The sequence below is a fragment of the Bacillus inaquosorum KCTC 13429 genome (genome assembly GCF_000332645.1).
Lineage (GTDB): Bacteria > Bacillota > Bacilli > Bacillales > Bacillaceae > Bacillus > Bacillus inaquosorum.
This window is the reverse complement of record NZ_AMXN01000001.1, coordinates 336,497-357,697: the sequence shown is the minus strand read 5'-3', so window position 1 is coordinate 357,697 and position 21,201 is coordinate 336,497. Positions and strand designations below refer to the sequence as shown.

Here is a 21,201-nt window from a genome sequence, read left to right as displayed (position 1 = left end):
AGGAGTGTGAAAAAATATAAAGGCAGGAACATTGCGGAGGGGAAGAGACATTGAACGATAAAGTAACTGCGGTCAGGGATGTATGGCGCTATGAACAAGGGGAAATGAGCAAAATAGAAGACCGGATGGTAACGGAATACCCTTTGACAGTGATACTGAACGGAAGTGAATTTGTGACGCTCGTTTGTACGCCGGAGCATATCAAAGAGCTTGTCATCGGATTTCTCGCATCAGAGGGTGTAATACGATTTCAAAAAGAGATTAAAAGGTTTACAATAGATGAAAGTCTCGGTTTTGTTTATGTCGACCTCGTTCATCCTGAGACATTGGATCAAAAGGATTATACGAAACGGGTGATCGGGTCATGCTGCGGAAAGGGCCGCCATTTTTACTTTCAGCAGGATGTCAAAACCGCAAAAACGGCTGTCAGCCAAATCAAGATATCGCCTGAAGCGTGTCTGGCGCTTATGAAAGACATGCAACAAGGGAGCGGAACGTTTCAGGATACGGGTGGCGTCCACAATGCGGCGCTTTGTGACACAGAGAAATTGCTCCTGATGCGCACTGATATCGGCCGGCACAACGCACTTGATAAATTATACGGACACTGTCTTCTGAACGGGATGTCCGTCCGCGACAAACTGATTGTGTTCAGCGGCAGAATCTCATCAGAAGTCCTGTTAAAAGCGGCAAAAATCGGTGTGTCGATTGTCATTTCCAAATCGGCCCCAACGGAGCTTGCGATTCAAATGGCGGAAGAATTAAATATTACAGCGATCGGATTTGTCAGAAACGGATCGTTTAATGTATATACACACCCTGAGAGAATCGGGGGATAGGAAGGGGCTGTAGCTATGAATACAGAATCGCGTCAGATGTTGGATAAAAGGAACAGACCGCTGAGAGACCTTCGCATTTCTGTTACAGACCGCTGCAACTTCCGATGCACGTACTGTATGCCCGCCGAATTATTCGGCCCGGATTATCCTTTTTTAAAGAAAGAGGAGCTGCTTTCATTTGAGGAGCTGGAACGGCTTGCGACGCTGTTTGTCACAAGGTTCGGTGTTGAAAAAATCCGCTTAACCGGCGGAGAGCCTCTCATGAGAAAAGATATGCCCGAATTAATCAAAAAACTGGCCCGCATTCCGGGTGTCCGTGACATTGCGATGACGACAAACGGATCACTGCTGCCTGTTTATGCGGAGAGACTCAAGGAAGCCGGGCTGAAACGGGTCACAGTCAGCCTTGATTCTTTAGAGGACGAGCGGTTTAAAAAGATAAACGGACGCGGGATTTCTGTCAGCAAGGTGCTGGAAGGCATTGAAGCGGCGAAGCAAGCGGGGCTCGGTGTGAAAATCAACATGGTCGTCCAAAAGGGCGTCAATGAAAAAGATATTCTGCCTATGGCGCGTTATTTTAAAGAAAAAGGACATATCCTGAGATTCATTGAATTTATGGACGTGGGCAACACCAACCAATGGGAAAAGAAGGACGTCATGACAAAGGCGGAAATCATTGATTTGATCAATGAACAGATGCCTGTTGAGCCGGCAGCGCCTAATTATAAAGGCGAAGTGGCTTCAAGATTCCGCTACTTGGACGGATCTGGAGAAATCGGCGTCATATCATCTGTATCTGATGCGTTCTGCGGATCGTGCAACAGGGCTCGTCTTTCTGCGAGAGGAGAGCTGTTTACCTGCTTATTCGCTTCAAGCGGATTTGACCTCAGAGCGCCGGTTCGGCAGGGGTTAAGCGATCACGAACTGTCAGAGATGATCGGCAAAGTGTGGAAAAACCGCATCGATCAATATTCGGTCGATCGTACGCTATCAAAAGCATCCGGCAAAAAGAAAGTGGAAATGTCTTATATTGGCGGTTAATATGAAATGAAAGAGCTTATCGGCGTGTCCGGTAAGCTTTTTTGATGAAAAAGCTTATGTGCAAAAAATACATACAAAAACCGAAATATATAAGGATAGGCATAAAGAAGGAATCATTGTAAGAAAATTTTAATTCCAAAGCCATACATTATGATAAAATATAACCAATTAGAAAACAGAAAGGGTTGGAGGGGCATGGCCGCGTACGAGATCCCGTCATCTCAAGTAGGAGTGAAAATCAATAAGTGGTATAAGCATATTTTAGCATTTCAAGTGGCTGATGCCGTTAAGCTGAAGGAAGAGATTGATCAAGACATAGAACATATGGAAGAGGATCAGCTGCTTCTCCTGTATTATCAGCTGATCAGTTACCGGCACCAAATTATGCTGGATTATGTAAAGCCCGACCTGCACGAGGAATCTCAGCTTCAATATCGAGAATTGATCCAAACGCTGGAAAGCAATCAGGACAGCATCTCCGGATTATCTGAGTATTATTTTCACTTGTTCAGAGGAATGTACGAATTTGAACAGAACAATTACATCTCGGCTATATCCTTTTATCGGAAAGCTGAGAAGATGCTTGCGTTTGTAGAAGATGAAATTGAAAGAGCGGAATATCATTTTAAAGTGGCGGAAGTCTTTTATATCATGAAGCAGACGCACTTTTCCATGAACCACGCCGTACAGGCGCTTGAGACGTACAAGGCTCACGATTTTTACAGAGTCAGAAGAATTCAATGCCATTTCGTCATATCAGGAAACTACATTGACTACAGAAACTATGAAAAAGCGCTGGAGCACTTGGATGACGCATATCGTCTGGCTTTATTGGAAGGGCAGCCCCGTTTGATCGGCTCAGCCCTCTATAACATCGGGAATTGCTATGATGACAAAGGAGAGCTGGATCAAGCTGCGGAATACTTTGAAAAAGCGCTTCCTGTCTTTGAAGAGCATCAGCTGGAACAGCTTCCGAAAGCGCTATTCAGCCTGACTCGCGTTCTTTTCAAAAAACAAGATGTCCAAGCTGCGATGCGGTACTACGAAAAAGGGATTGCCATCGCCCAAAAACGAAACGACTTCTTCAGTCTGGCAAAATATAAATTTCTGCAGGCCTTATATGTGGAATCTGTCAATTTGGATATGATTCAAGAAGTATTTGACTATATGGAAGAAAAAGCCCTTTACGTATATATTGAAGAATTCGCTTTGGATGCTGCCTCCTATTTCAGTCATCGCGAACACTACAAAGAAGCGGTGTATTTTTATGAAAAAGCGGTCAGCATGAGAGAGATGATTCAAAGGAACGATTGTTTATATCAAGTGTGAGACGAAACCATCTGCTGCCAGATGGTTTTTTTATATGCAAAAAAAGGGGAGCATCGGAACGTTTATTTCCGGGGAGAACAGGAAAAATCGCTACATATTGCTTTTGAACACAAACGTCAAAATGGCAGGGTCCAGACGGTGCCGGAGTCTATGACAAGCGTGAGGGGGAATTTGATGTTTGGTTTCAATGATATGGTGAAGTTTCTGTGGTCTTTCCTCATTGTTCTGCCGCTTGTATCGATCATACATGTTTCAGGGCACAGCTTTATGGCTTTTATTTTTGGCGGAAAAGGATCATTGGATATTGGAATGGGCAAAACGCTGCTCAAGATTGGGCCGATACGGATCAGAACGATCTATTTTATGGATTCTTTTTGCCGGTATGGTGAGCTGAAAATCGACAATCGGTTCTCACATGCACTCGTGTATGCCGGGGGCTGCCTGTTTAACCTGTTAACGATTTTTACGGTCAACTTGCTGATTTTACACAGTGTATTAAAGCCGAATGTGTTTTTCTATCAGTTTGTCTATTTTTCTACGTATTACGTGTTTTTCGCCCTGCTTCCGGTACGGTATTCAGAGAAAAAGTCATCCGACGGGCTGGCAATATACAAGGTGCTTCGCTATGGAGAGCGCTACGAAATCGATAAATAACATTCAAATGTTTACCGCCTGTCAGATCGGGAAGGTAACAAGTACACACCTAATTGAAGGGAGAGAATCAAAATGGGTAACGATAGTGTAAAAGATAAAATGAAAGGCGGCTTAAATAAAGCCAAAGGAGAAGTGAAGGATAAAGTCGGAGATATGACCGATAAAGCGGATATGCAGGCTGAAGGCAAAAAAGATAAGGCGAAAGGCGAGATCCAAAAGGATATCGGGAAAGCAAAGGATACATTCGCAGATAAAGATTAATCATACGGAAGAGGCAGGAAACGATATGTTTCCTGCCTTTTTTGTTGATGTGAATAAATATAACAAAAAAAGCAATCGATTTGGTTAAGGTATCTAAAATTTCTAAATATTCTTTGAATTAATGAACCTCTTCTATATAATAATGACATAAGTTGTTAACTTTTATAACATCGATTGGTGAAAATCAGACAAAGGGAGGTTCTGAATGAAAAACAAAGGGGTTGGAATACAGGCTGTTTTTCAGTTGTTTCTGATCATGGTTTTGATGACGGGATGTACTGCGCCCAAGAAAGTGTCGGAAGCCAGCGGGGCTGCGAAAAAAACAGTTGAAATCGACACAAGCGGGGATTCAGTGAAGGTCGGGATTCTTCACTCATTAAGCGGGACAATGGCGATCAGCGAAGTGTCCGTCCATGATGCAGAGCTAATGGCTATTAACGAAATCAATCAAAAAGGCGGAGTTCTCGGCAAAAAGCTAGAGCCCGTCGTAGAAGACGGCGCCTCAGACTGGCCTACATATGCGGAAAAAATGAGAAAGCTGCTTCAGCAGGATAAAGCGGCTGCTGTTTTTGGCGGGTGGACGTCAGCAAGCCGCAAAGCCATGCTTCCGGTTGTGGAGCAAAATAATGGGCTTTTATTCTATCCGGTACAGTACGAAGGAATGGAGTCATCACCTAATATTGTTTATACCGGAGCAACGACAAATCAGCAAATTGTGCCGGCTGTCGATTGGCTGCTGAAGAAGAAGGGGAAGACCTTCTTTCTGATTGGATCAGATTATGTGTTCCCGAGAACAGCCAACAAAATCATTAAAGCGCAAGTGAAGGCGGCCGGAGGAGAAATTGCCGGTGAAGAGTATACGCCGCTCGGCCACACGAATTACAGTACGCTCGTCAGCAAAATCAAAGAAAAACAGCCCGATGTCATTTTTAATACATTAAACGGTGACAGCAACGTGGCGTTTTTCAAACAGCTGAAAGATGCTGGGATATCGGCCGACGATATGCCTGTCATGTCGGCAAGTGTCGCTGAGGAAGAAATTCGGGGGATCGGCCCTGATGTGCTAAAAGGACATTATGCGGTGTGGAATTACTTCCAGACAACCAATACGAGCGAAAATCAAACATTCGTGAAGAACTATAAAAAAATGAACGGCGATAGCCGGGTGACGAGCGATCCGATTGAAGCCGGTTATAATGCGGTCTATCTCTGGGCAGCGGCTGTTGAAAAAGCCAAGTCCTTTGATGTCGATAAGGTGAAGAAAGCGGCTGACGGGATTTCATTCAAGGCTCCGGGCGGCACAGTGAAAATTGACGGGGATACACAGCATCTTTACAAAACGGTCAGAATCGGACAGATCACGGGGGATGGACAGTTTAAAGAAGTATGGAACTCAGGTGATCCTGTAAAACCTGATCCGTACCTAAAAACGTACGACTGGGCAAAGGGGTTATCTAAATAAATCAAAGCCGTTTGCGGGGGAGGAGGCGGAGCATGTCTGTCGTCGTGACTCAATTATTTAACGGGATCAGTCTCGGTTCTATTTTGATTCTCATTGCGATTGGATTGGCCGTTACATTCGGTTTGATGAACATTATTAATATGGCGCACGGTGAGCTGATTATGGCAGGAGCCTATACGACATATGTTGTTCAGCAGCTATTTTTAAGCTATTTGCCGGCTTCTCTGTTTTCTTACTATTTTTTAATCGCGATCATCATGGCGTTTGCGGTTGCGGCGCTTATAGGGATTGTCATTGAAAAAGTGATTGTCAGTCGATTATATGACCGTCCGCTCGACAGCCTTTTGGCGACGTGGGGGGTGAGCTTAATTCTGCAGCAGGCGGCCAGATCGATTTTTGGCGCGCCGAATGTGGCCGTCAAGTCTCCTGAGTGGCTGACGGGAGGAGTGACGCTTTTTTCCGTTACCTTTCCGTATAAAAGGCTGTTTATTTTGGCGCTCGTTCTTTTTACGCTGGCGCTGCTCGGATTGTATTTGTTTAAAAGCTCTGCGGGGCGGCGGATGCAGGCTGTTACGCTGAACCGGAGCATGGCATCGTGTCTTGGTGTATCTGTGCGAAAAACAGATACATTGGCTTTCGCACTCGGAAGCGGACTGGCCGGTATCGCGGGGAGCTCACTCACCTTGCTTGGTTCGATCGGGCCTACTCTCGGTTCGTCATACCTTGTTGATGCCTTCATGATCGTCATATTAGGCGGAATCGGAAAATTAAAAGGAACGATTATCGGCGCGGTGACGGTCGGTTTGCTGAGCACATTCGTTGAATATTCCACAAGCGCTACGATTGCAAAGGTTGTCGTGTTTGCCTTTATTATTCTCTTTCTGCAATGGCGGCCTTCAGGTCTTGCGAGTGTCAGAACGAGATTACTTGATTAGGAGGGAACCGGATGAAGCGGTTTTCACAATTCAGTCCGTATCTTGTGATGTTTGCCCTTTTTATCGCCGCTCCGTTCTTTCTGCAGGAGTTTCGATTAGGGCTGTTGGCGAAGTTTTTATGCTTCGCGATTGTAGCGGTCGGCATTTGCCTGATTTGGGGATATACAGGCATTTTGAGTTTGGGGCATGGCGTCTTTTTCGGATTGGGTGCTTACTGCATGGCCATGTACTTAAAGATAGAGGCTTCGCCGTCAGGTATACCTGATTTTATGGAGTGGACCGGCGTCAATGAATTGCCGTGGATTTGGACAATGTTCAGGTATCCTTTTGCTGCGATTGCCGCGGCTGTCATTGTGCCTGTCTTTCTGGCCTTTTTACTCGGTTACTTTACCTTCCGCAACAATATAAAGGGTGTTTATTTTTCGTTGATCTCTCAGGCTGTGGTGGTGGTGGTTGTCACATTGTTCATCGGCAGCCAGGAAATCACCGGCGGAACGAATGGCCTCACGAATTTCTATACCATTTTTCAATATGCTCTGGCCGATCCTGCAATGAAGCAGATCCTGTATTTTACGACAGTCTTTTTCCTCTGTGTTTCTGTCATGTTCGCTTTGTTTCTGACGAGAAGCCGTTTTGGACGGCTGTTGCAGGCGGTGCGTGACGGAGAAAACAGGGTCCGTTTTTTCGGGTATCATTCCACCAATTTTAAAGTGTTTATTTACTGTGTATCCGCTGCGATGGCGGGGATTGCCGGGATGCTGTTTGTGCTTCAGGACGGGATGATCTCACCGGAAATGATGGGCATCATCCCTTCGGTGGAAATGGTGCTGTGGGTGGCGATCGGCGGCCGGCACTCCATTTTCGGAGCGGTGCTTGGCGCGCTGTTAACGAACGGCATGAAAAGCTATTTAAGCGAATATTATCCTGACATTTGGCTGTACTTTCTCGGCGCGCTGTTTATCATCGTCGTGCTCTATATGCCAAAAGGGATTGTCGGGCTGTTCGAGAAGCTTAGAACCCAGCTTTCTTCCTCGAAAAAGAAAGGAGCGGCTGCTTATGAAACCGATACTTACCTGCCGTGACGTAAGGGTTGAGTTTGACGGGTTTTGGGCTTTGCAGGGCGCTGATATCAGCGTGCAGGAATGCGATATCCATTTTCTGATTGGGCCGAACGGCGCCGGAAAAACGACTTTGCTGGACATTATTTGCGGCAAAACAAAGCCGCATTCGGGCGAAGTTCTGTTTCAGGAAACGAATGAATTGACAAAGGCTCGGGAATATCAGATCGCCAAACTGGGGGTCGCCCGGAAGTTTCAGGCACCGAGTGTTTTTACACAGCTGACGGTGTTTGAAAACCTCGAGCTTGCCATGAAACAGAAAAAAACGATCCTTTCATTGCTGACAGCGCGTATGACGAAACAGCAAAGTGACAGAATCATAGACATCTTGCGGCTGGTTGGGTTAGACGAAAAGCGGGATATAACAGCTGGCAGCCTGTCACATGGACAGAAGCAATGGCTTGAGATCGGGATGCAGCTCGCCATGGAGCCGAAGCTTTTGCTGCTGGATGAACCGATTGCTGGCATGACGGGAAAGGAGCGGGAAAAAACCGGAGCCCTGCTTGAAGAAATCGCGAAAACGTGCTCTGTTCTGATTGTCGAGCACGATATGGATTTTGTGCGCTCATTTTCCAGAAAAGTCACGGTGATGCATGAAGGCAAAGTGCTTTGTGAAGGGTCGATGGATGACATTACAAGCAATGAAGAGGTGGCAGCGGTGTATTTAGGAAGGAGCGGTGTGTCATGATTGCCGTCAGCAATGTAACGTCTGGTTACGATCAATCGATGGTTTTGCACAATTTCAGCATGGAGGTTCGTCCAGGGCAAATTGTCGCTGTATTAGGCCGAAACGGAGTTGGCAAATCCACTTTGCTGAAAACAATCATAGGCCTGCTTCCTGCTAAACAGGGGGATATTTGTTTCAATCAAACGTTTGTTCAAAACGAAAAGGCGGAAACACGGGCAAAAGCGGGGATTGCGTATGTTCCGCAGGGAAGAGACATCTTTTCCTCCTTAACCGTTCGTGACAACCTGCTGCTCGGGGAAGAGCCGCTTCCGCGGAAGGACCGGACGGGGCAGATCAAGGAAGAGATTTTTCAGTGGTTTCCCGTTTTGAAGGAGATGCTTGACCGCAAAGGCGGCGATTTAAGCGGAGGCCAGCAGCAGCAGCTTGCAATTGCCAGAGCGCTGATGGGAAATCCAAAAATTATTTTACTAGATGAACCAATGGAAGGGATTCAACCTTCAATTGTCGAACTAATCAGACACGTTATCGTAGAAATTTCCAGAAAAAAAGACATGTCCGTTATATTAGTCGAGCACAGTCTGGAAAACGCGTTAACCTGTGCTGACTACCTTTATGTGATCGACAGGGGAACGGTTGTTGACCATGGAAAGGCCGATGAAGAAACGGCACGCCGCTTTGAAAGGCATCTTACTGTATGATCTTCATTCTGAAGAAAGGGAGGTGATGTCCCGCCTGCATGTTCCGCAAATTCGTAGTAACCGCATCCGCTTTATATGACAAAAGAAGGAGGACTACAGATGAAACTGACACCGGTTGAACAAGAGAAATTGCTCATTTTTGCAGCGGGGGAATTAGCCAAACAGCGAAAGGCGCGGGGCGTTCTGCTGAACTATCCTGAGGCTGCCGCTTATATCACCTGTTTTATCATGGAAGGCGCACGTGACGGGAAGGGAGTAGCGGAGCTGATGGAAGCCGGCCGCCATGTGTTAACGGAAAAAGATGTAATGGAGGGTGTGCCTGAGATGCTGGACAGCATTCAGGTGGAGGCCACATTTCCGGATGGAGTGAAGCTTGTCACGGTACATCAGCCAATTTCTGCGGAGGTGAAGTCATGAAGCCGGGAGCATTCCAGATTGCTGAGGGAACGATTGCGATTAATGAAGGCCGCGAGACACGGGAGGTAGCGGTAAAAAACACCGGATCACGCTCCATTCAAGTCGGCTCGCATTTTCATTTTGCAGAAGCCAACGGGGCATTATCATTTGATCGCGAGCAGGCGATCGGCATGCGCCTTGATGTTCCATCAGGCACGTCGGTCCGTTTTGAGCCGGGCGAGCAGAAAACGGTCACGCTTGTGGAAATCGGAGGACGAAAGACAATAAGAGGCCTGAATGCAATGGCCGACACGTTTATCGATGAACGCGGCAAAGAAAAAACGTTAGCCAACTTAAAACAAGCCGGCTGGATGGAGGGTGTAATCCGATGAAAATGTCACGGGAGCAATATGCGGAGCTGTTTGGCCCGACAACGGGCGATAAAATCAGATTGGGCGATACAGATTTATGGATCGAAGTCGAAAAGGATTTCACCGTATATGGTGAAGAAATGATCTTTGGCGGCGGAAAAACGATCCGGGACGGCATGGGCCAAAACGGCAGAATCACAGGGAAAGACGGCGCTTTGGACTTGGTCATCACCAACGTCGTGCTATTGGATTATACAGGCATTGTTAAAGCGGATGTCGGTGTGAAAGACGGCCGGATTGTTGGCGTCGGAAAAAGCGGCAACCCTGATATCATGGACGGAGTCGATCCGCATATGGTCATCGGCGCCGGTACAGAGGTGATTTCCGGTGAAGGAAAAATTTTAACAGCCGGAGGAGTGGACACGCACATTCATTTTATTTGTCCTCAGCAGATGGAAGTTGCGCTTTCTTCAGGTGTGACGACTCTTTTGGGAGGCGGAACAGGCCCAGCTACAGGAAGCAAAGCGACAACATGTACGTCCGGCGCGTGGTATATGGCAAGGATGCTGGAAGCGGCAGAGGAGTTTCCGATCAATGTCGGCTTCTTAGGAAAAGGGAATGCATCCGATAAAGCGCCGCTGATCGAGCAGGTCGAAGCAGGCGCCATCGGCCTTAAGCTTCATGAAGACTGGGGCACGACGCCAAGCGCCATCAAAACGTGTATGGAAGTCGTGGATGAGGCTGATATTCAAGTCGCCATTCATACCGATACGATTAACGAAGCGGGCTTCCTGGAAAACACGCTCGACGCGATCGGGGACCGGGTCATTCATACTTATCACATTGAAGGAGCCGGCGGCGGCCATGCCCCGGATATTATGAAGCTCGCCTCTTATGCTAACATTCTGCCGTCATCCACAACGCCAACCATTCCTTATACCGTTAATACGATGGATGAGCATCTTGATATGATGATGGTCTGCCACCATTTAGATGCGAAAGTGCCTGAAGATGTGGCGTTCAGCCATTCAAGAATCAGGGCTGCGACCATTGCGGCAGAGGACATTCTCCATGATATCGGTGCGATCAGCATGACATCATCGGATTCCCAAGCGATGGGGCGGGTCGGAGAAGTGATCATCCGAACGTGGCAGGTAGCTGACAAAATGAAAAAGCAGCGCGGGGCTCTTGCCGGCGAAAACGGAAATGACAATGTGCGCGCAAAACGCTACATTGCCAAATACACGATTAATCCAGCGATTACTCACGGGCTCAGCCATGAAGTCGGTTCGGTGGAAAAAGGGAAGCTTGCTGATCTCGTTCTGTGGGACCCGGTATTTTTTGGCGTAAAGCCGGAACTGGTTTTAAAGGGCGGCATGATTGCACGTGCGCAAATGGGAGATCCGAACGCATCCATCCCGACTCCGGAACCGGTGTTTATGCGGCAAATGTATGCGTCTTACGGAAAAGCCAATCGCTCAACCTCCATTACATTTATGTCTCAGGCAAGCATAGAGCTGGGTGTGGCGGAAAGCTTAGGGCTGGAAAAAAGAATTTCTCCTGTCAAGAATATCAGAAAGCTGAGCAAGCTGGATATGAAATTGAACTCAGCTTTGCCGAAGATCGAAGTTGATCCAAAAACCTATCAGGTCTTCGCTGACGGAGAGGAACTGTCTTGCCAGCCTGTCGATTATGTTCCGCTTGGACAAAGATATTTCTTATTCTGACAAGACGCGGCCGGAGTGCATCCGGCCGTACTATTGACTCAAAACGGTGCACAAAAACCCCGCATTTAGTGTATATTAGATGTTGACAAACGAATTAAATGTAACTATTATAGTTACAACGGTGGTGAAAAAACATGATTAACAGCCGTCTTGCTGTTGCCATTCATATTTTATCCCTCATTTCGATGGATGAAAAAACATCTTCAGAAATCATTGCTGACAGCGTCAACACGAATCCGGTTGTCGTGCGAAGAATGATCAGCCTGCTGAAAAAGGCAGATATTCTCACATCACGCGCCGGGGTGCCGGGTGCAAGCCTCAAAAAAGATCCGGCCGATATTTCTCTATTAGAAGTATATCGGGCTGTCCAAAAGCAAGAAGAACTCTTTGCGGTTCATGAGAATCCGAATCCGAAATGTCCGGTAGGGAAAAAAATTCAGAACGCACTGGATGAAACATTTGAAAGTGTGCAAAAAGCGATGGAAAATGAATTGGCAAGCAAGTCATTAAAAGATGTTATGAATCATCTCTTTTAATCAAAAGGGATGACTTCTCACCGCCAACATGTAACTGAAATTGTTACAAATAAGGAGGAAATGAAAAATGAAAATTGGAATTATCGGAGCAAGCGGAAAAGCAGGAAGCCAGATTTTGAAAGAAGCGAAAACAAGAGGCCATGAAGTGACTGCCATCGTTCGGTCCTCTTCAAAAGTACAGGAACAGGACATAGCGATTTTGGAGAAAGATGTGTTTGAACTGACTGCAGAAGACATCAAGCCTTTCGACGTGGTCGTAAACGCATTTGGAGCAGCACCTGGCCAGGAACATCTTCATGTTGAAGCAGGCAGAGCCCTAATCAGCATCTTAAAGGATGCAAAAAACACAAGATTGCTTGTCGTCGGCGGAGCAGGAAGCCTGTTTGTTGATGAAGCCAAAACAACCCGTTTAATGGATACGCCGGAATTCCCAAAAGAATATCTGCCGACTGCATCAAATCAAGGGGAGAACCTGAAAGACTTGCAGCAGACAGACTCCATTTCTTGGACGTTCCTCAGCCCTGCGGCATTTTTTGACCCGGCAGGAAAACGGACAGGTTCTTACCAAAAAGGAAAAGACAATGTCATCGTAAACGCAAAAGGCGACAGTTATATCAGCTATGCAGATTATGCCATTGCCGTATTGGATGAGCTTGAACATCCGGCACACAAAAATGAACGCTTCACAGTGGTAAGCGAAGCGGAATAATAAAAAAACCCGGAGTCCGCTCCGGGTTTTTCTGATTAATAAGAGCTGTACGTATTATAATCGTTGAAAAGGCCGTCAGCAATTCCAAGCATTAAAAAGATGAAGAATGCGATAATCGCTAGAATGGATACAGCAATGCTCACGATTAAATAAATCCCTTGCATCTTTACAAACTTCGCATAATTCTCCAGCATTAAGTCTTCAGATTGTCCGCTATTGTGTTCAGCCATTTGGCCTGCTTCTTTAGCTGACCGCATCAAAAAGATTCCGGAAATAATTTGCAGTACGCCCGGCACGGCACCGATAAGAAAAAAGAACGCGCCTGACAGCGCGGTAATTGCGCCCATAATAATAAATAAAATGCCTGTTGCTTTTCCCCATTTTGAAATGCTGATGAGGGTTTTGTTCATGGTTTCAGGATTCATGTACACTGGCTCCCCTTTACAAAAAAATACTCACTTTTCTTTTATACACTATTTGTGAGAAGTTTTGTATATAGAAAATAATATTTTAGGGATTGACCCTGACGCAGCGTAATTGTTTACGATAAAAAAGGAGGAGGCGGCAGTTATGAAATACCAAGTCAAACAAGTGGCAGACATAGCGGGCGTCAGCATTCGGACGCTTCATCACTATGACCATATTCAGCTCCTGAATCCATCAGCGCTTACTGACGTAGGGTATCGTTTATACAGTGATGCAGATCTAGAAAGGCTGCAACAGATTTTATTTTTCAAGGAAATCGGCTTTCGTTTGGAGGATATTAAAGAGATGCTTGATCATCCGAACTTTGACCGGAAAGCGGCACTTCAGTCGCAAAAGGATATATTGATGAAGAAAAAACAAAGAATGGAAGATATGATTCAAACGATTGACAGGACGCTTCAGTCCATCGAGGGAGGAGAACATATGAATAAGAGGGATTTATTTGCGGGATTCAGCATGAAAGACATTGAGGAGCACCAGCAGACATATGCTGATGAAGTCAGAAGGCTGTATGGAAGGAAAATCGCAGAAGAAACAGAGACAAGGACATCTGCATATACGGCAGACGATTGGCGCGTGATCATGGCTGAATTTGATTCAATTTACAGACGAATTGCGGCGCGAATGGAGCACGGGCCTGATGATGCAGAGGTCCAGGCCGCTGTGGGGGCGTTTCGCGACCATATTTGTCAATATCATTACGATTGCACACTCGACATTTTCAGAGGACTTGCGGAAGTGTATATCACTGACGAACGATTTACTCATTCAATCAATCAATATGGAGAAGGCCTTGCCGCTTTTTTGCGGGAGGCGATGATCATTTACTGTGATCATCAGGAAAAACCCCGGCCGTAAAGGCCGGGGTTTTGGCACATCTTATAAGATCGGCGACAACAGCCGCGAGACGGATTCTTTAATTCGAATCCACAAGGAGCGCTGCAGATATTCCTCATAGGTGTATTTTCTGGATACGAGCAAATCTTCTTTAAATGTAGAAACCAGTTTTTTAGCAATGGTGATATCGTAAATAAATGCATTAACCTCAAAATTCAGCCTGAAGCTACGGACATCGATGTTTGCTGTGCCGACTGATGCAATTTCGTCATCCACTACGATGGTTTTCGCGTGAATAAAGCCATTATCGTAAATATAGACAGTGGCTCCGGCTTTCAACAGATCGCCGATGTACGAGAGTGTCGCCCAGTATACAAAGGCATGATCAGGCTTGTTCGGAATCATAATGTTGACGTCAATGCCTGACAGGCACGCGATCCTTAAAGCATCCAGCAGGCTTGCGTCCGGAATAAAATAAGGCGTTTGGATCAAAATGGAACGCTTGGCATTCGAAATCATTTTAATGTAGCCATTTTTAATTTGTTCCCATTCGGAATCCGGTCCGCTCGTGACAATCTGCATCCCGACGTTGCCTTTCGGGCCATAATCAGGAAAGTGATTCGGAATATATGTCAGCGTATGGCGATGGGAAGCTTGGTTCCAGTCAAGGATGAATCGTGTCTGGATGGCGTGCACGGCCGTTCCCTGCAGTCTGATATGCGTATCACGCCAATAACCGAATTTCGGATTAAGCCCGAGATACTCATCTCCGACGTTAAATCCGCCTACATAACCGGTCATTCCGTCTATAATGACAAGCTTTCGGTGGTTCCGGTAATTCAGCCGCAAGTTAATCGGCCTGAGTTTTGAAGGGAAAAAGACCTCCACATGCCCGCCAGCCTCGCGGAGCTCTTTAAAAAACTTTTTTCGCAGCGTTCTGGACCCGAGTTCATCATAAAGCACTCTGACCTGAACGCCTTCTTTCGCTTTTTGGATGAGAGCGTCCCGTAATTTTTTGCCTAATTCATCACCTTTATAAATATAATATTGTAAGTGGATATGATCCTTAGCCTTTGAAATGTCATTCAGCAGCCGCTGAAACTTATCCCGTCCATCTGTGATCACGTCAACTGAATTATCCTCGGTGAACACAGCATGGTTATTCATGATAAGCATATAGATTAAATCTTTGTTATCAAAGGTTGCCCGGTTGTTGAACTGAAATTGCTTGGTTTCTAAATCTTCAAGCTGATGCTTCAGCAGCTTTTCGATGCCGATCTTTTTTCGGTCCTCCCATTGAAACAAATGCTTGCGCCTGAGATTATGGCCGAATAACAAGTATAAAATAAAGCCTAAAACGGGAATAAAGAAAAGAACAAGCAGCCACGCCCAAGATGCGCTGGCATCACGCCGTTCTTTGAAAATGACAATGATGGCCAAAAGAATATTCAAAATGAAAAAAAGTGATAAAAGGATGGAAGAAATACTCACTTTGTAACCCCGCTCATTCATATTTATCAAGAAGATTGCCATTAGTATTCCATGAATAACAGCGATCTGATTCCCATTACAAATTATAACACTCACATTTTAAAAGAATAAAGAGCGGCGAACCAGATTCTTCGTGAAAAATACGGGCAGATTTCTTTAAAACCAGCTTGCACCTGCGTTAAAATAAGCACATATGATAACGTTCGTGAAGCCTTGCAACATCAAATAAAGGGGGAGGATTACAATGAACTTTTACAGAGTCGAACAAATGCCGGGGTTCATTAAAACAGAAATGCAAAAAATCCAAAAGGCCGTACAGCCTTTCATGAAAAAAACTGTCATGTACCGTTTTCTTGCTTTTCCGCTTGCTGCATTCTCTCTCTTTAATTTGGCTGCTTTTCTATTTCACGCTTCTGCTGACAGGGAGTCCCTGATCAGCGCAGGCATATTTGCGCTTCTGGCAGCGCTCGGCCTGGCATTTTTCAAAGAAGCAGGCTATCAGCATAAACAAATCCAAAAAACGGTTCACATCTATATGCTGAACAGGATCAAAAAGAGCGAAATCCTTTCAGAAGAGCGGAAAGACTCCTATACGCGCCAGATTAAGGAAGAACCGTTTGCGATGCGGAGTTTTGTGGAATTTTTGACTGAGGAAGACAGACGCAAGAAAATGCAATTTTAAAAAAGAGCTGAACACCAGAACTGCACCCCGATTTGCTGAACAGATCAGGGTGCAGTTTTTTTATGATCATATATTCTCTAGTTCTTTAAAGCGGAGAGGGCGAGTATGTTCACAAAGAGGCGGTATATAAACTATATAGAATCCCATCTCAGCGGTGTTCCTGCTGCAATATGTTTCTTAGCTGTTCTGCCGATAATGACATCATAGAATTTTGGTTCCAACCCATAACCGGGTCGTACGACCTTAATATTGTCTTTTGTGAAAATCTCTCCGGCTTTTATATCTTTTTTTACATAAATAGAGCGGCGGAATTTAAGCGAAGCTTTTTCCTCGTCAGTGGGTCCGTACGTTATCTGTCCTAATGCTTGCCACGCCCTTCCAGTTTCAACGACAAGCTCCTTCAGTTCGGAGGGTTCCAGTGAAAAGGCAGAATCTACGCCGCCATCAGCTCTTGATAAAGTGAAATGTTTCTCAATCACAGTTGCGCCTAGGGCGACACTAGCGACAGCAACTCCTGTTCCCATTGTGTGATCCGATAAGCCGACTTGGCAATTGAATAATTCTTTCATATGAGGGATCGTAGAAATATTGGTGTTTTCCGGTGATGCCGGGTAGGTGCTAGTGCATTTTAGAAGTATAAATTCTTTACAGCCGGCTTCTTTGGCGGCCCTTATTGATTCATCAATTTCTGCTACTGTAGCCATTCCGGTGGAAATGATAATAGGTTTACCAGTAGCAGCAACCTTTTTGATAAGAGGGATATCGGTATTTTCAAATGAAGCGATTTTATATATAGGCACACCCAAGTCCTCCAAAAAGTCGACAGACGATTCATCAAATGGCGTACTCAAAGGGATCATTCCGAGTTCCCGGCATTTATCGAAGATTGGTTTATGCCATTCCCATGGGGTGTACGCTTGTTGATATAATGCATAGAGCGTTCTGCCGGACCAGAGACTATTCTCATCCTCAATTTTAAAATCTTTCGTATTCATATTTAATGTCATCGTGTCAGCGGTATATGTTTGTATTTTCAGAGCATGTGCACCTGCTTTGGCTGCTTCTTCTATAATGTTAAAAGCGCGCTCTAATGATTGATTATGGTTCCCAGACATTTCAGCAATAATAAACGGAGGATGATGCGGCCCGATTTTTCTTCCTTCTATATTGATTTCGTTCATTTTTGCACCTCCTTCTATTTACAGTGATATCAGCCATGCAGCAAAGGACTTAGATCAAGTGATTTTTTTTCAGATCATCAGTTCATTAAAATTTGTATCAAGGTCTTTTTTATCTATTCCTCTTTCAGCTAATTTCTTCATCACTTTCGGCTTTTCCGCTATCCATTCTTCCTTTAAAAGACCGTATCTGATCACATCAAGATAGTTGTTATTCCTTACGATATGCTTTCGAAAATGACCTTCTTTGCTAAAACCAAGTGATTGGTGATATGACAAGCTTTTTTCGTTATTCGACAGGACTTCTCCGTATACTTTCTCAACCTCTAACTGTTGAAACGCCCATTCTAATGCTAAAAATCCCATGACAGAACCGGAGCCTTTTGGACTCTGGGCCTCTCCGATGTAAAAACCCCAATAGCAGTGGTTATTTTTATGGTCAACATCTTTAAAACTCACAAAGCCGGTGTCTGTATGATCAATTGTAAAGATAAAATAATGTTCTGTTTTGGAGGAATTCACATTCTTGAACCATTGCTGATGCTGTTTTTCAGTAATGATTTGGTCGTTATACATTGATTGCCTGATTCTTTCATCGTTCCGCCAACGGAGAACTGTGTCTAAGTCTTTTTCTTTTAATGTCCTAAGGGAGTATTTGAACACAGATTTATCCCTTCCTTACTTTAAAATTTCGAATAAGAGATTTTGGCGCTTATCCATATTTCCTTCTAGAAGCATGCGGGCTTTTTTTGACATTTGTATTAATGACGAGGGGTTATTTATCATTTCGTTAATGGCGGAGGCGATATCGGATTCCTTGACTGATTCTTTAGGCCCCAGATATTGAATAGCACCTAATTGATCAAGCGTTTGAGCGATCAGTTCTTGATTTTCAGCGACGGTGATTACGATGGCTGGAAGGCCAAGAAAGCAGCGCTCCCAAGCGGCAGTTCCGCCCGCACCTATTGCAAGGTCGGCATTGTACATTAATTCTGCAATATGATTCACTTGGCAGTGAAAGCTGCAGAAAGCATGTTTTTTGCAAATGGATTCAATTTCATTCTTATGGGTATTGGTATTTCCAATCACGATGTCCAGCTCAATATCATGGGAAGAAAGCTGCTTAAAGGCATTAATGGCCTTTTTCGTTTCATTGGTGGGATCAGTGCCTCCAAAAAAGACAAGAATCTTTCTTACACTTCCATCGCAGTTTTTGTTACTGGGATGAAATGAATAAAATTCGTCTCGCAATAAGACGTATTCCGGTCCTAAAAATTGTTTGCAGCTTTTGGGGACCAAATTGACATAACGGTCTTCATAATGAGGATAAAGATTCTGGTCTAATAAAATATCACAATCATGTAAACGATCAGCTAGGTCATCAACCACCATCATTTTTTTCACATGTTTTTTGACTTTCATCTCCCAATTGATATCAATTGCGTAGTGATCAATGATAAGGAGGGAGATTTCCTTGTTTATGTCTTTAATCGCACTAATGGTTTCAGCTGAGTCAACATGCCAAGGAACACCAAGCCAATCAGAATGGGGAGTTGCTTTAGGAATGACAACATTCTTTTTAGGTTCTGAGAGCATAATGAGATCAAACTGCTGTGCGCGAATCACCTCAGCTAGATGACCCTGTAAGTTTCGGCAAACAAATGTAATATTAGCTCCCTTTTTACGCAAAGCATTAGCAAGCGTGAGGCACCTCATGACATGACCTGTGCCTATTTCAATTGAAGCATCTGTTCTGAAAAGAATGTTCATAACAGCACCTCATCATCACTTGTATTTGTCATTGTTGTCATTGAAGATTTCTTTTTGTTCTATTCGGGCGTTGAGTAAAGACCACTCCGGAAACGTGTTCAATAATGCTAATGTATCCTCTAAGCTAAAGTCAGGTTTAGTTGGATATAGTTTTTCAATGATTTTTTTGATTAATAAAAAGTCTTCAGGTGTGTCCACAGTCCATCTATGCTGTTTCTGATTTTCGGTATAGGTGATATTAGCCAATTTGAACCGGCCGGGATTCAGGAAAATAAAGGGTGTCACGTGTTCCCGTTCATGTTCAAGACTGGACTCGGCATGAGCCTTCTCTAACGACGAAGCTGAAAAAACTTCTATATCCATACCGCGGGGATATGTTCTATTTAAAGTGTTAGACACATAATCATATTGTCCATTTGAATCTAGATAAAATTTAATTACTTTGTCAATGACACGATGATCAATAATAGGGCAGTCAGAGGTTAAGCGGACGATCGTTTCCGCTTTGCTTATTTTTGCAGCTTCGTAGTATCTTGATAAGACATCGTTTTCTGACCCACAATAATAAGTAAGAGATAATCTCTTACTTAGCTCAACAATTGGTTTATCCATCGCATTTGTCGTTGTGGCGATCACAATATCATCAATAAGTGCCGCTCTTTTTATTCTTTCAATTTGATATTCAAGCAGAGGTTTATTCAGAACTTTTTTTAATACTTTGCCTGGCAATCTGCTGGACCCCATCCGTGCTTGGATAATAGCCGTTACTTTCAACTGATCACCTCCTACGAATAAAAATCTACTACTTTTTTTAATGCTTTGATCACGTCATCTGCATCTTTTTCGTTCATTGATTGAAACAGAGGTAAGGTGATAATTCCTTTATAAAGATTTTCTGCATTTGGACATAGGCCGGCTTGATAACCTAAACGCTGATAGTAAGGGTGTAAATAAACAGGTATATAGTGAACGTTAACTCCTATATTTTCCTGTTGCATAGCGTTGAAAATATCATCGCGATTTCCTTTTAGCTGATCCAGCTTTAAGTTGATAATATAAAGGTGCCAGCTTGAAGTTGAGGCTGCATCTTGACTTGGGAGATGAATGTGGGAGATGGTTTTTAACTTTTCGTTATAGATCCTGGCAAGATGATTTCGTGTTTCAATAAAATCATCTACTTTTTTCAATTGGCTGATCCCTAATGAAGCTTGGATATCTGTCATCCGATAATTAAAACCAAGGAAGTGCATTTCATAGTACCACGATCCGTGGTCTTGAGTTAATTTTTTAGGATCACGGGTTATACCGTGACTGCGGAATTGGAGCAGCTTCTCATAATAAGTTTTATTATTCGTCGTTATCATTCCGCCCTCGCCTGTTGTAATATGTTTAACAGGGTGGAAACTAAACATTGTCATATCACTGATTGAACCGATTTTTTCACCTTTATATGAAGCGCCTAATGCATGTGCAGCATCTTCAATGACGATCAAGTTATTGGCTTTTGCGATTTTTTGAATCCGATCGTGATTCACCGGCTGTCCCGTGAAGTCTACTGGTATAATGGCCTTTGTTTTGGGGGTGATCAGCTTTTCGATAGAATCAGGGTCGATATTGTATGTGAGCGGGTCAATATCTGCGAAAACCGGTTTGGCGCCCATGTACAAAATACAATTGGCGCTTGCCGCAAATGTGATGGGTGTGGTAATGACTTCATCTCCCTGTGAAATTCCCGCAGCAAAGCAAGCTGCATGCAAAGCAGCAGTTCCGCTGGAAAATGCAACAGCATAGCTGCTGCCAGTATATTCAGCGACTTTTTGTTCGAATAAGTCAATTGTTGGTCCCGTCGTCAAATAGTCTCCTCGTAAAACATCGACTACCGATTGGATATCTTCTTCATCCAGCCATTGTCTGCCGTATGGAAGATAAGAATCTCTGACGGGCTTACCGCCTGTAATTGCCAATTTATTCTCACTTGTCATATTCAATTCTC

The 21,201-nt window shown here is 44.4% G+C and carries 24 protein-coding genes; 17 read left to right on the top strand and 7 right to left on the bottom strand.

Going from position 1 to position 21,201, the window contains the following annotated elements; all coding sequences use genetic code 11:
- Nucleotides 1–50 precede the first annotated feature (50 nt).
- The 15 genes from fdhD (at nucleotide 51) to BSI_RS19040 (ending at nucleotide 12,764) form a co-directional block, all read left to right on the top strand.
- Complete coding sequence (fdhD, locus tag BSI_RS18970; protein ID WP_003235746.1) at nucleotides 51–839, top strand: formate dehydrogenase accessory sulfurtransferase FdhD; 789 nt, start codon at nucleotides 51–53, stop codon at nucleotides 837–839.
- A 15-nt stretch (nucleotides 840–854) separates the two neighbouring features.
- A complete protein-coding gene (gene moaA / locus BSI_RS18975) occupies nucleotides 855–1,880 on the top strand; it encodes a GTP 3',8-cyclase MoaA (protein ID WP_003235743.1) in 1,026 nt (341 codons plus the stop codon).
- Nucleotides 1,881–2,075: 195 nt separating this feature from the next.
- Entirely contained in the window at nucleotides 2,076–3,209 is a 1,134-nt protein-coding gene (gene rapB, locus BSI_RS18980) for a response regulator aspartate phosphatase RapB (RefSeq protein WP_003235741.1), read from the top strand.
- A 174-nt stretch (nucleotides 3,210–3,383) separates the two neighbouring features.
- The gene (locus BSI_RS18985) at nucleotides 3,384–3,863 is read left to right on the top strand and encodes a hypothetical protein (protein WP_003235739.1); all 480 of its coding nucleotides are present in this window, start codon (nucleotides 3,384–3,386) and stop codon (nucleotides 3,861–3,863) included.
- A gap of 72 nt (nucleotides 3,864–3,935) precedes the next feature.
- Nucleotides 3,936–4,124: a stress response protein CsbD gene (gene csbD, locus BSI_RS18990; protein WP_003235737.1), complete on the top strand. Its 189-nt coding sequence runs from the start codon at nucleotides 3,936–3,938 to the stop codon at nucleotides 4,122–4,124.
- Nucleotides 4,125–4,329: 205 nt separating this feature from the next.
- Nucleotides 4,330–5,586 (top strand): urea ABC transporter substrate-binding protein, encoded by a 1,257-nt coding sequence (urtA, locus tag BSI_RS18995; RefSeq protein ID WP_003235736.1) that lies wholly within the window; start codon nucleotides 4,330–4,332, stop codon nucleotides 5,584–5,586.
- 32 nt (nucleotides 5,587–5,618) lie between these two features.
- Nucleotides 5,619–6,521: an urea ABC transporter permease subunit UrtB gene (gene urtB / locus BSI_RS19000; protein WP_003235734.1), complete on the top strand. Its 903-nt coding sequence runs from the start codon at nucleotides 5,619–5,621 to the stop codon at nucleotides 6,519–6,521.
- Nucleotides 6,522–6,532: 11 nt separating this feature from the next.
- A complete protein-coding gene (urtC, locus tag BSI_RS19005; RefSeq protein ID WP_003235732.1) occupies nucleotides 6,533–7,603 on the top strand; it encodes an urea ABC transporter permease subunit UrtC in 1,071 nt (356 codons plus the stop codon).
- Nucleotides 7,578–8,327 (top strand): urea ABC transporter ATP-binding protein UrtD, encoded by a 750-nt coding sequence (gene urtD / locus BSI_RS19010; protein WP_003235730.1) that lies wholly within the window; start codon nucleotides 7,578–7,580, stop codon nucleotides 8,325–8,327. Before urtC ends, urtD begins: the two co-directional genes overlap by 26 nt.
- A complete protein-coding gene (urtE, locus tag BSI_RS19015; RefSeq protein ID WP_003235728.1) occupies nucleotides 8,324–9,025 on the top strand; it encodes an urea ABC transporter ATP-binding subunit UrtE in 702 nt (233 codons plus the stop codon). The genes urtD and urtE overlap by 4 nt, the downstream gene beginning before the upstream one ends.
- A gap of 99 nt (nucleotides 9,026–9,124) precedes the next feature.
- A complete protein-coding gene (gene ureA / locus BSI_RS19020; RefSeq protein ID WP_003227724.1) occupies nucleotides 9,125–9,442 on the top strand; it encodes an urease subunit gamma in 318 nt (105 codons plus the stop codon).
- Nucleotides 9,439–9,813, top strand: a complete 375-nt coding sequence (gene ureB / locus BSI_RS19025) for an urease subunit beta (protein WP_003235724.1) — start codon at nucleotides 9,439–9,441, stop codon at nucleotides 9,811–9,813. Before ureA ends, ureB begins: the two co-directional genes overlap by 4 nt.
- Nucleotides 9,810–11,519: an urease subunit alpha gene (ureC, locus tag BSI_RS19030; protein ID WP_003235723.1), complete on the top strand. Its 1,710-nt coding sequence runs from the start codon at nucleotides 9,810–9,812 to the stop codon at nucleotides 11,517–11,519. The genes ureB and ureC overlap by 4 nt, the downstream gene beginning before the upstream one ends.
- Before the next feature lie 134 nt (nucleotides 11,520–11,653).
- On the top strand, nucleotides 11,654–12,055 hold the full coding sequence (locus tag BSI_RS19035; protein ID WP_003235720.1) for an Rrf2 family transcriptional regulator: 402 nt from the start codon (nucleotides 11,654–11,656) through the stop codon (nucleotides 12,053–12,055).
- 67 nt (nucleotides 12,056–12,122) lie between these two features.
- Nucleotides 12,123–12,764 (top strand): NAD(P)-dependent oxidoreductase, encoded by a 642-nt coding sequence (locus tag BSI_RS19040; protein WP_003235718.1) that lies wholly within the window; start codon nucleotides 12,123–12,125, stop codon nucleotides 12,762–12,764.
- A 35-nt stretch (nucleotides 12,765–12,799) separates the two neighbouring features.
- On the opposite strand, the gene BSI_RS19045 is transcribed toward BSI_RS19040, so the two are convergent.
- A complete protein-coding gene (locus BSI_RS19045) occupies nucleotides 12,800–13,189 on the bottom strand; it encodes a DUF5362 family protein (protein ID WP_003235717.1) in 390 nt (129 codons plus the stop codon).
- Nucleotides 13,190–13,334: 145 nt separating this feature from the next.
- Here BSI_RS19045 and BSI_RS19050 point away from each other — a divergent pair, with 145 nt between their 5' ends.
- Entirely contained in the window at nucleotides 13,335–14,108 is a 774-nt protein-coding gene (locus BSI_RS19050) for a MerR family transcriptional regulator (RefSeq protein ID WP_003235715.1), read from the top strand.
- A 21-nt stretch (nucleotides 14,109–14,129) separates the two neighbouring features.
- Here BSI_RS19050 and cls read toward each other — a convergent pair whose 3' ends face one another.
- Nucleotides 14,130–15,578: a cardiolipin synthase gene (gene cls, locus BSI_RS19055; protein WP_003235713.1), complete on the bottom strand. Its 1,449-nt coding sequence runs from the start codon at nucleotides 15,576–15,578 to the stop codon at nucleotides 14,130–14,132.
- Nucleotides 15,579–15,822: 244 nt separating this feature from the next.
- Here cls and BSI_RS19060 point away from each other — a divergent pair, with 244 nt between their 5' ends.
- Nucleotides 15,823–16,260, top strand: a complete 438-nt coding sequence (locus tag BSI_RS19060; protein WP_003235711.1) for a DUF5392 family protein — start codon at nucleotides 15,823–15,825, stop codon at nucleotides 16,258–16,260.
- A 131-nt stretch (nucleotides 16,261–16,391) separates the two neighbouring features.
- Here the strand turns inward: BSI_RS19060 and pseI are convergent, their stop codons facing one another.
- The 5 genes from pseI to pseC all read right to left on the bottom strand — a co-directional run bounded on the left by pseI (nucleotide 16,392) and on the right by pseC (nucleotide 21,190).
- Nucleotides 16,392–17,441, bottom strand: a complete 1,050-nt coding sequence (pseI, locus tag BSI_RS19065) for a pseudaminic acid synthase (RefSeq protein WP_003235709.1) — start codon at nucleotides 17,439–17,441, stop codon at nucleotides 16,392–16,394.
- A gap of 69 nt (nucleotides 17,442–17,510) precedes the next feature.
- On the bottom strand, nucleotides 17,511–18,101 hold the full coding sequence (pseH, locus tag BSI_RS19070; RefSeq protein ID WP_032731671.1) for a UDP-4-amino-4,6-dideoxy-N-acetyl-beta-L-altrosamine N-acetyltransferase: 591 nt from the start codon (nucleotides 18,099–18,101) through the stop codon (nucleotides 17,511–17,513).
- Between the two features lie 15 nt (nucleotides 18,102–18,116).
- Complete coding sequence (pseG, locus tag BSI_RS19075) at nucleotides 18,117–19,208, bottom strand: UDP-2,4-diacetamido-2,4,6-trideoxy-beta-L-altropyranose hydrolase (RefSeq protein ID WP_003235706.1); 1,092 nt, start codon at nucleotides 19,206–19,208, stop codon at nucleotides 18,117–18,119.
- A gap of 15 nt (nucleotides 19,209–19,223) precedes the next feature.
- Entirely contained in the window at nucleotides 19,224–19,982 is a 759-nt protein-coding gene (locus BSI_RS19080; protein ID WP_003235704.1) for a cytidylyltransferase domain-containing protein, read from the bottom strand.
- A gap of 11 nt (nucleotides 19,983–19,993) precedes the next feature.
- Entirely contained in the window at nucleotides 19,994–21,190 is a 1,197-nt protein-coding gene (pseC, locus tag BSI_RS19085) for a UDP-4-amino-4,6-dideoxy-N-acetyl-beta-L-altrosamine transaminase (RefSeq protein ID WP_003235702.1), read from the bottom strand.
- Between the last annotated feature and the right edge of the window lie 11 nt (nucleotides 21,191–21,201).

Excerpts from the sequence above, each read along its gene's own strand:
- moaA (WP_003235743.1), top strand. The coding sequence starts at position 855 with ATGAATACAGAATCGCGTCAGATGTTGGATAAAAGGAACAGACCGCTG.
- rapB (WP_003235741.1), top strand. The coding sequence starts at position 2,076 with ATGGCCGCGTACGAGATCCCGTCATCTCAAGTAGGAGTGAAAATCAAT.
- BSI_RS18985 (WP_003235739.1), top strand. The coding sequence starts at position 3,384 with ATGTTTGGTTTCAATGATATGGTGAAGTTTCTGTGGTCTTTCCTCATT.
- csbD (WP_003235737.1), top strand. The coding sequence starts at position 3,936 with ATGGGTAACGATAGTGTAAAAGATAAAATGAAAGGCGGCTTAAATAAA.
- urtA (WP_003235736.1), top strand. The coding sequence starts at position 4,330 with ATGAAAAACAAAGGGGTTGGAATACAGGCTGTTTTTCAGTTGTTTCTG.
- urtB (WP_003235734.1), top strand. The coding sequence starts at position 5,619 with ATGTCTGTCGTCGTGACTCAATTATTTAACGGGATCAGTCTCGGTTCT.
- urtC (WP_003235732.1), top strand. The coding sequence starts at position 6,533 with ATGAAGCGGTTTTCACAATTCAGTCCGTATCTTGTGATGTTTGCCCTT.
- urtD (WP_003235730.1), top strand. The coding sequence starts at position 7,578 with ATGAAACCGATACTTACCTGCCGTGACGTAAGGGTTGAGTTTGACGGG.
- urtE (WP_003235728.1), top strand. The coding sequence starts at position 8,324 with ATGATTGCCGTCAGCAATGTAACGTCTGGTTACGATCAATCGATGGTT.
- ureA (WP_003227724.1), top strand. The coding sequence starts at position 9,125 with ATGAAACTGACACCGGTTGAACAAGAGAAATTGCTCATTTTTGCAGCG.
- ureB (WP_003235724.1), top strand. The coding sequence starts at position 9,439 with ATGAAGCCGGGAGCATTCCAGATTGCTGAGGGAACGATTGCGATTAAT.
- ureC (WP_003235723.1), top strand. The coding sequence starts at position 9,810 with ATGAAAATGTCACGGGAGCAATATGCGGAGCTGTTTGGCCCGACAACG.
- BSI_RS19035 (WP_003235720.1), top strand. The coding sequence starts at position 11,654 with ATGATTAACAGCCGTCTTGCTGTTGCCATTCATATTTTATCCCTCATT.
- BSI_RS19040 (WP_003235718.1), top strand. The coding sequence starts at position 12,123 with ATGAAAATTGGAATTATCGGAGCAAGCGGAAAAGCAGGAAGCCAGATT.
- BSI_RS19045 (WP_003235717.1), bottom strand. The coding sequence starts at position 13,189 with ATGAATCCTGAAACCATGAACAAAACCCTCATCAGCATTTCAAAATGG.
- BSI_RS19050 (WP_003235715.1), top strand. The coding sequence starts at position 13,335 with ATGAAATACCAAGTCAAACAAGTGGCAGACATAGCGGGCGTCAGCATT.
- BSI_RS19060 (WP_003235711.1), top strand. The coding sequence starts at position 15,823 with ATGAACTTTTACAGAGTCGAACAAATGCCGGGGTTCATTAAAACAGAA.
- pseI (WP_003235709.1), bottom strand. The coding sequence starts at position 17,441 with ATGAACGAAATCAATATAGAAGGAAGAAAAATCGGGCCGCATCATCCT.
- pseG (WP_003235706.1), bottom strand. The coding sequence starts at position 19,208 with ATGAACATTCTTTTCAGAACAGATGCTTCAATTGAAATAGGCACAGGT.
- pseC (WP_003235702.1), bottom strand. The coding sequence starts at position 21,190 with ATGACAAGTGAGAATAAATTGGCAATTACAGGCGGTAAGCCCGTCAGA.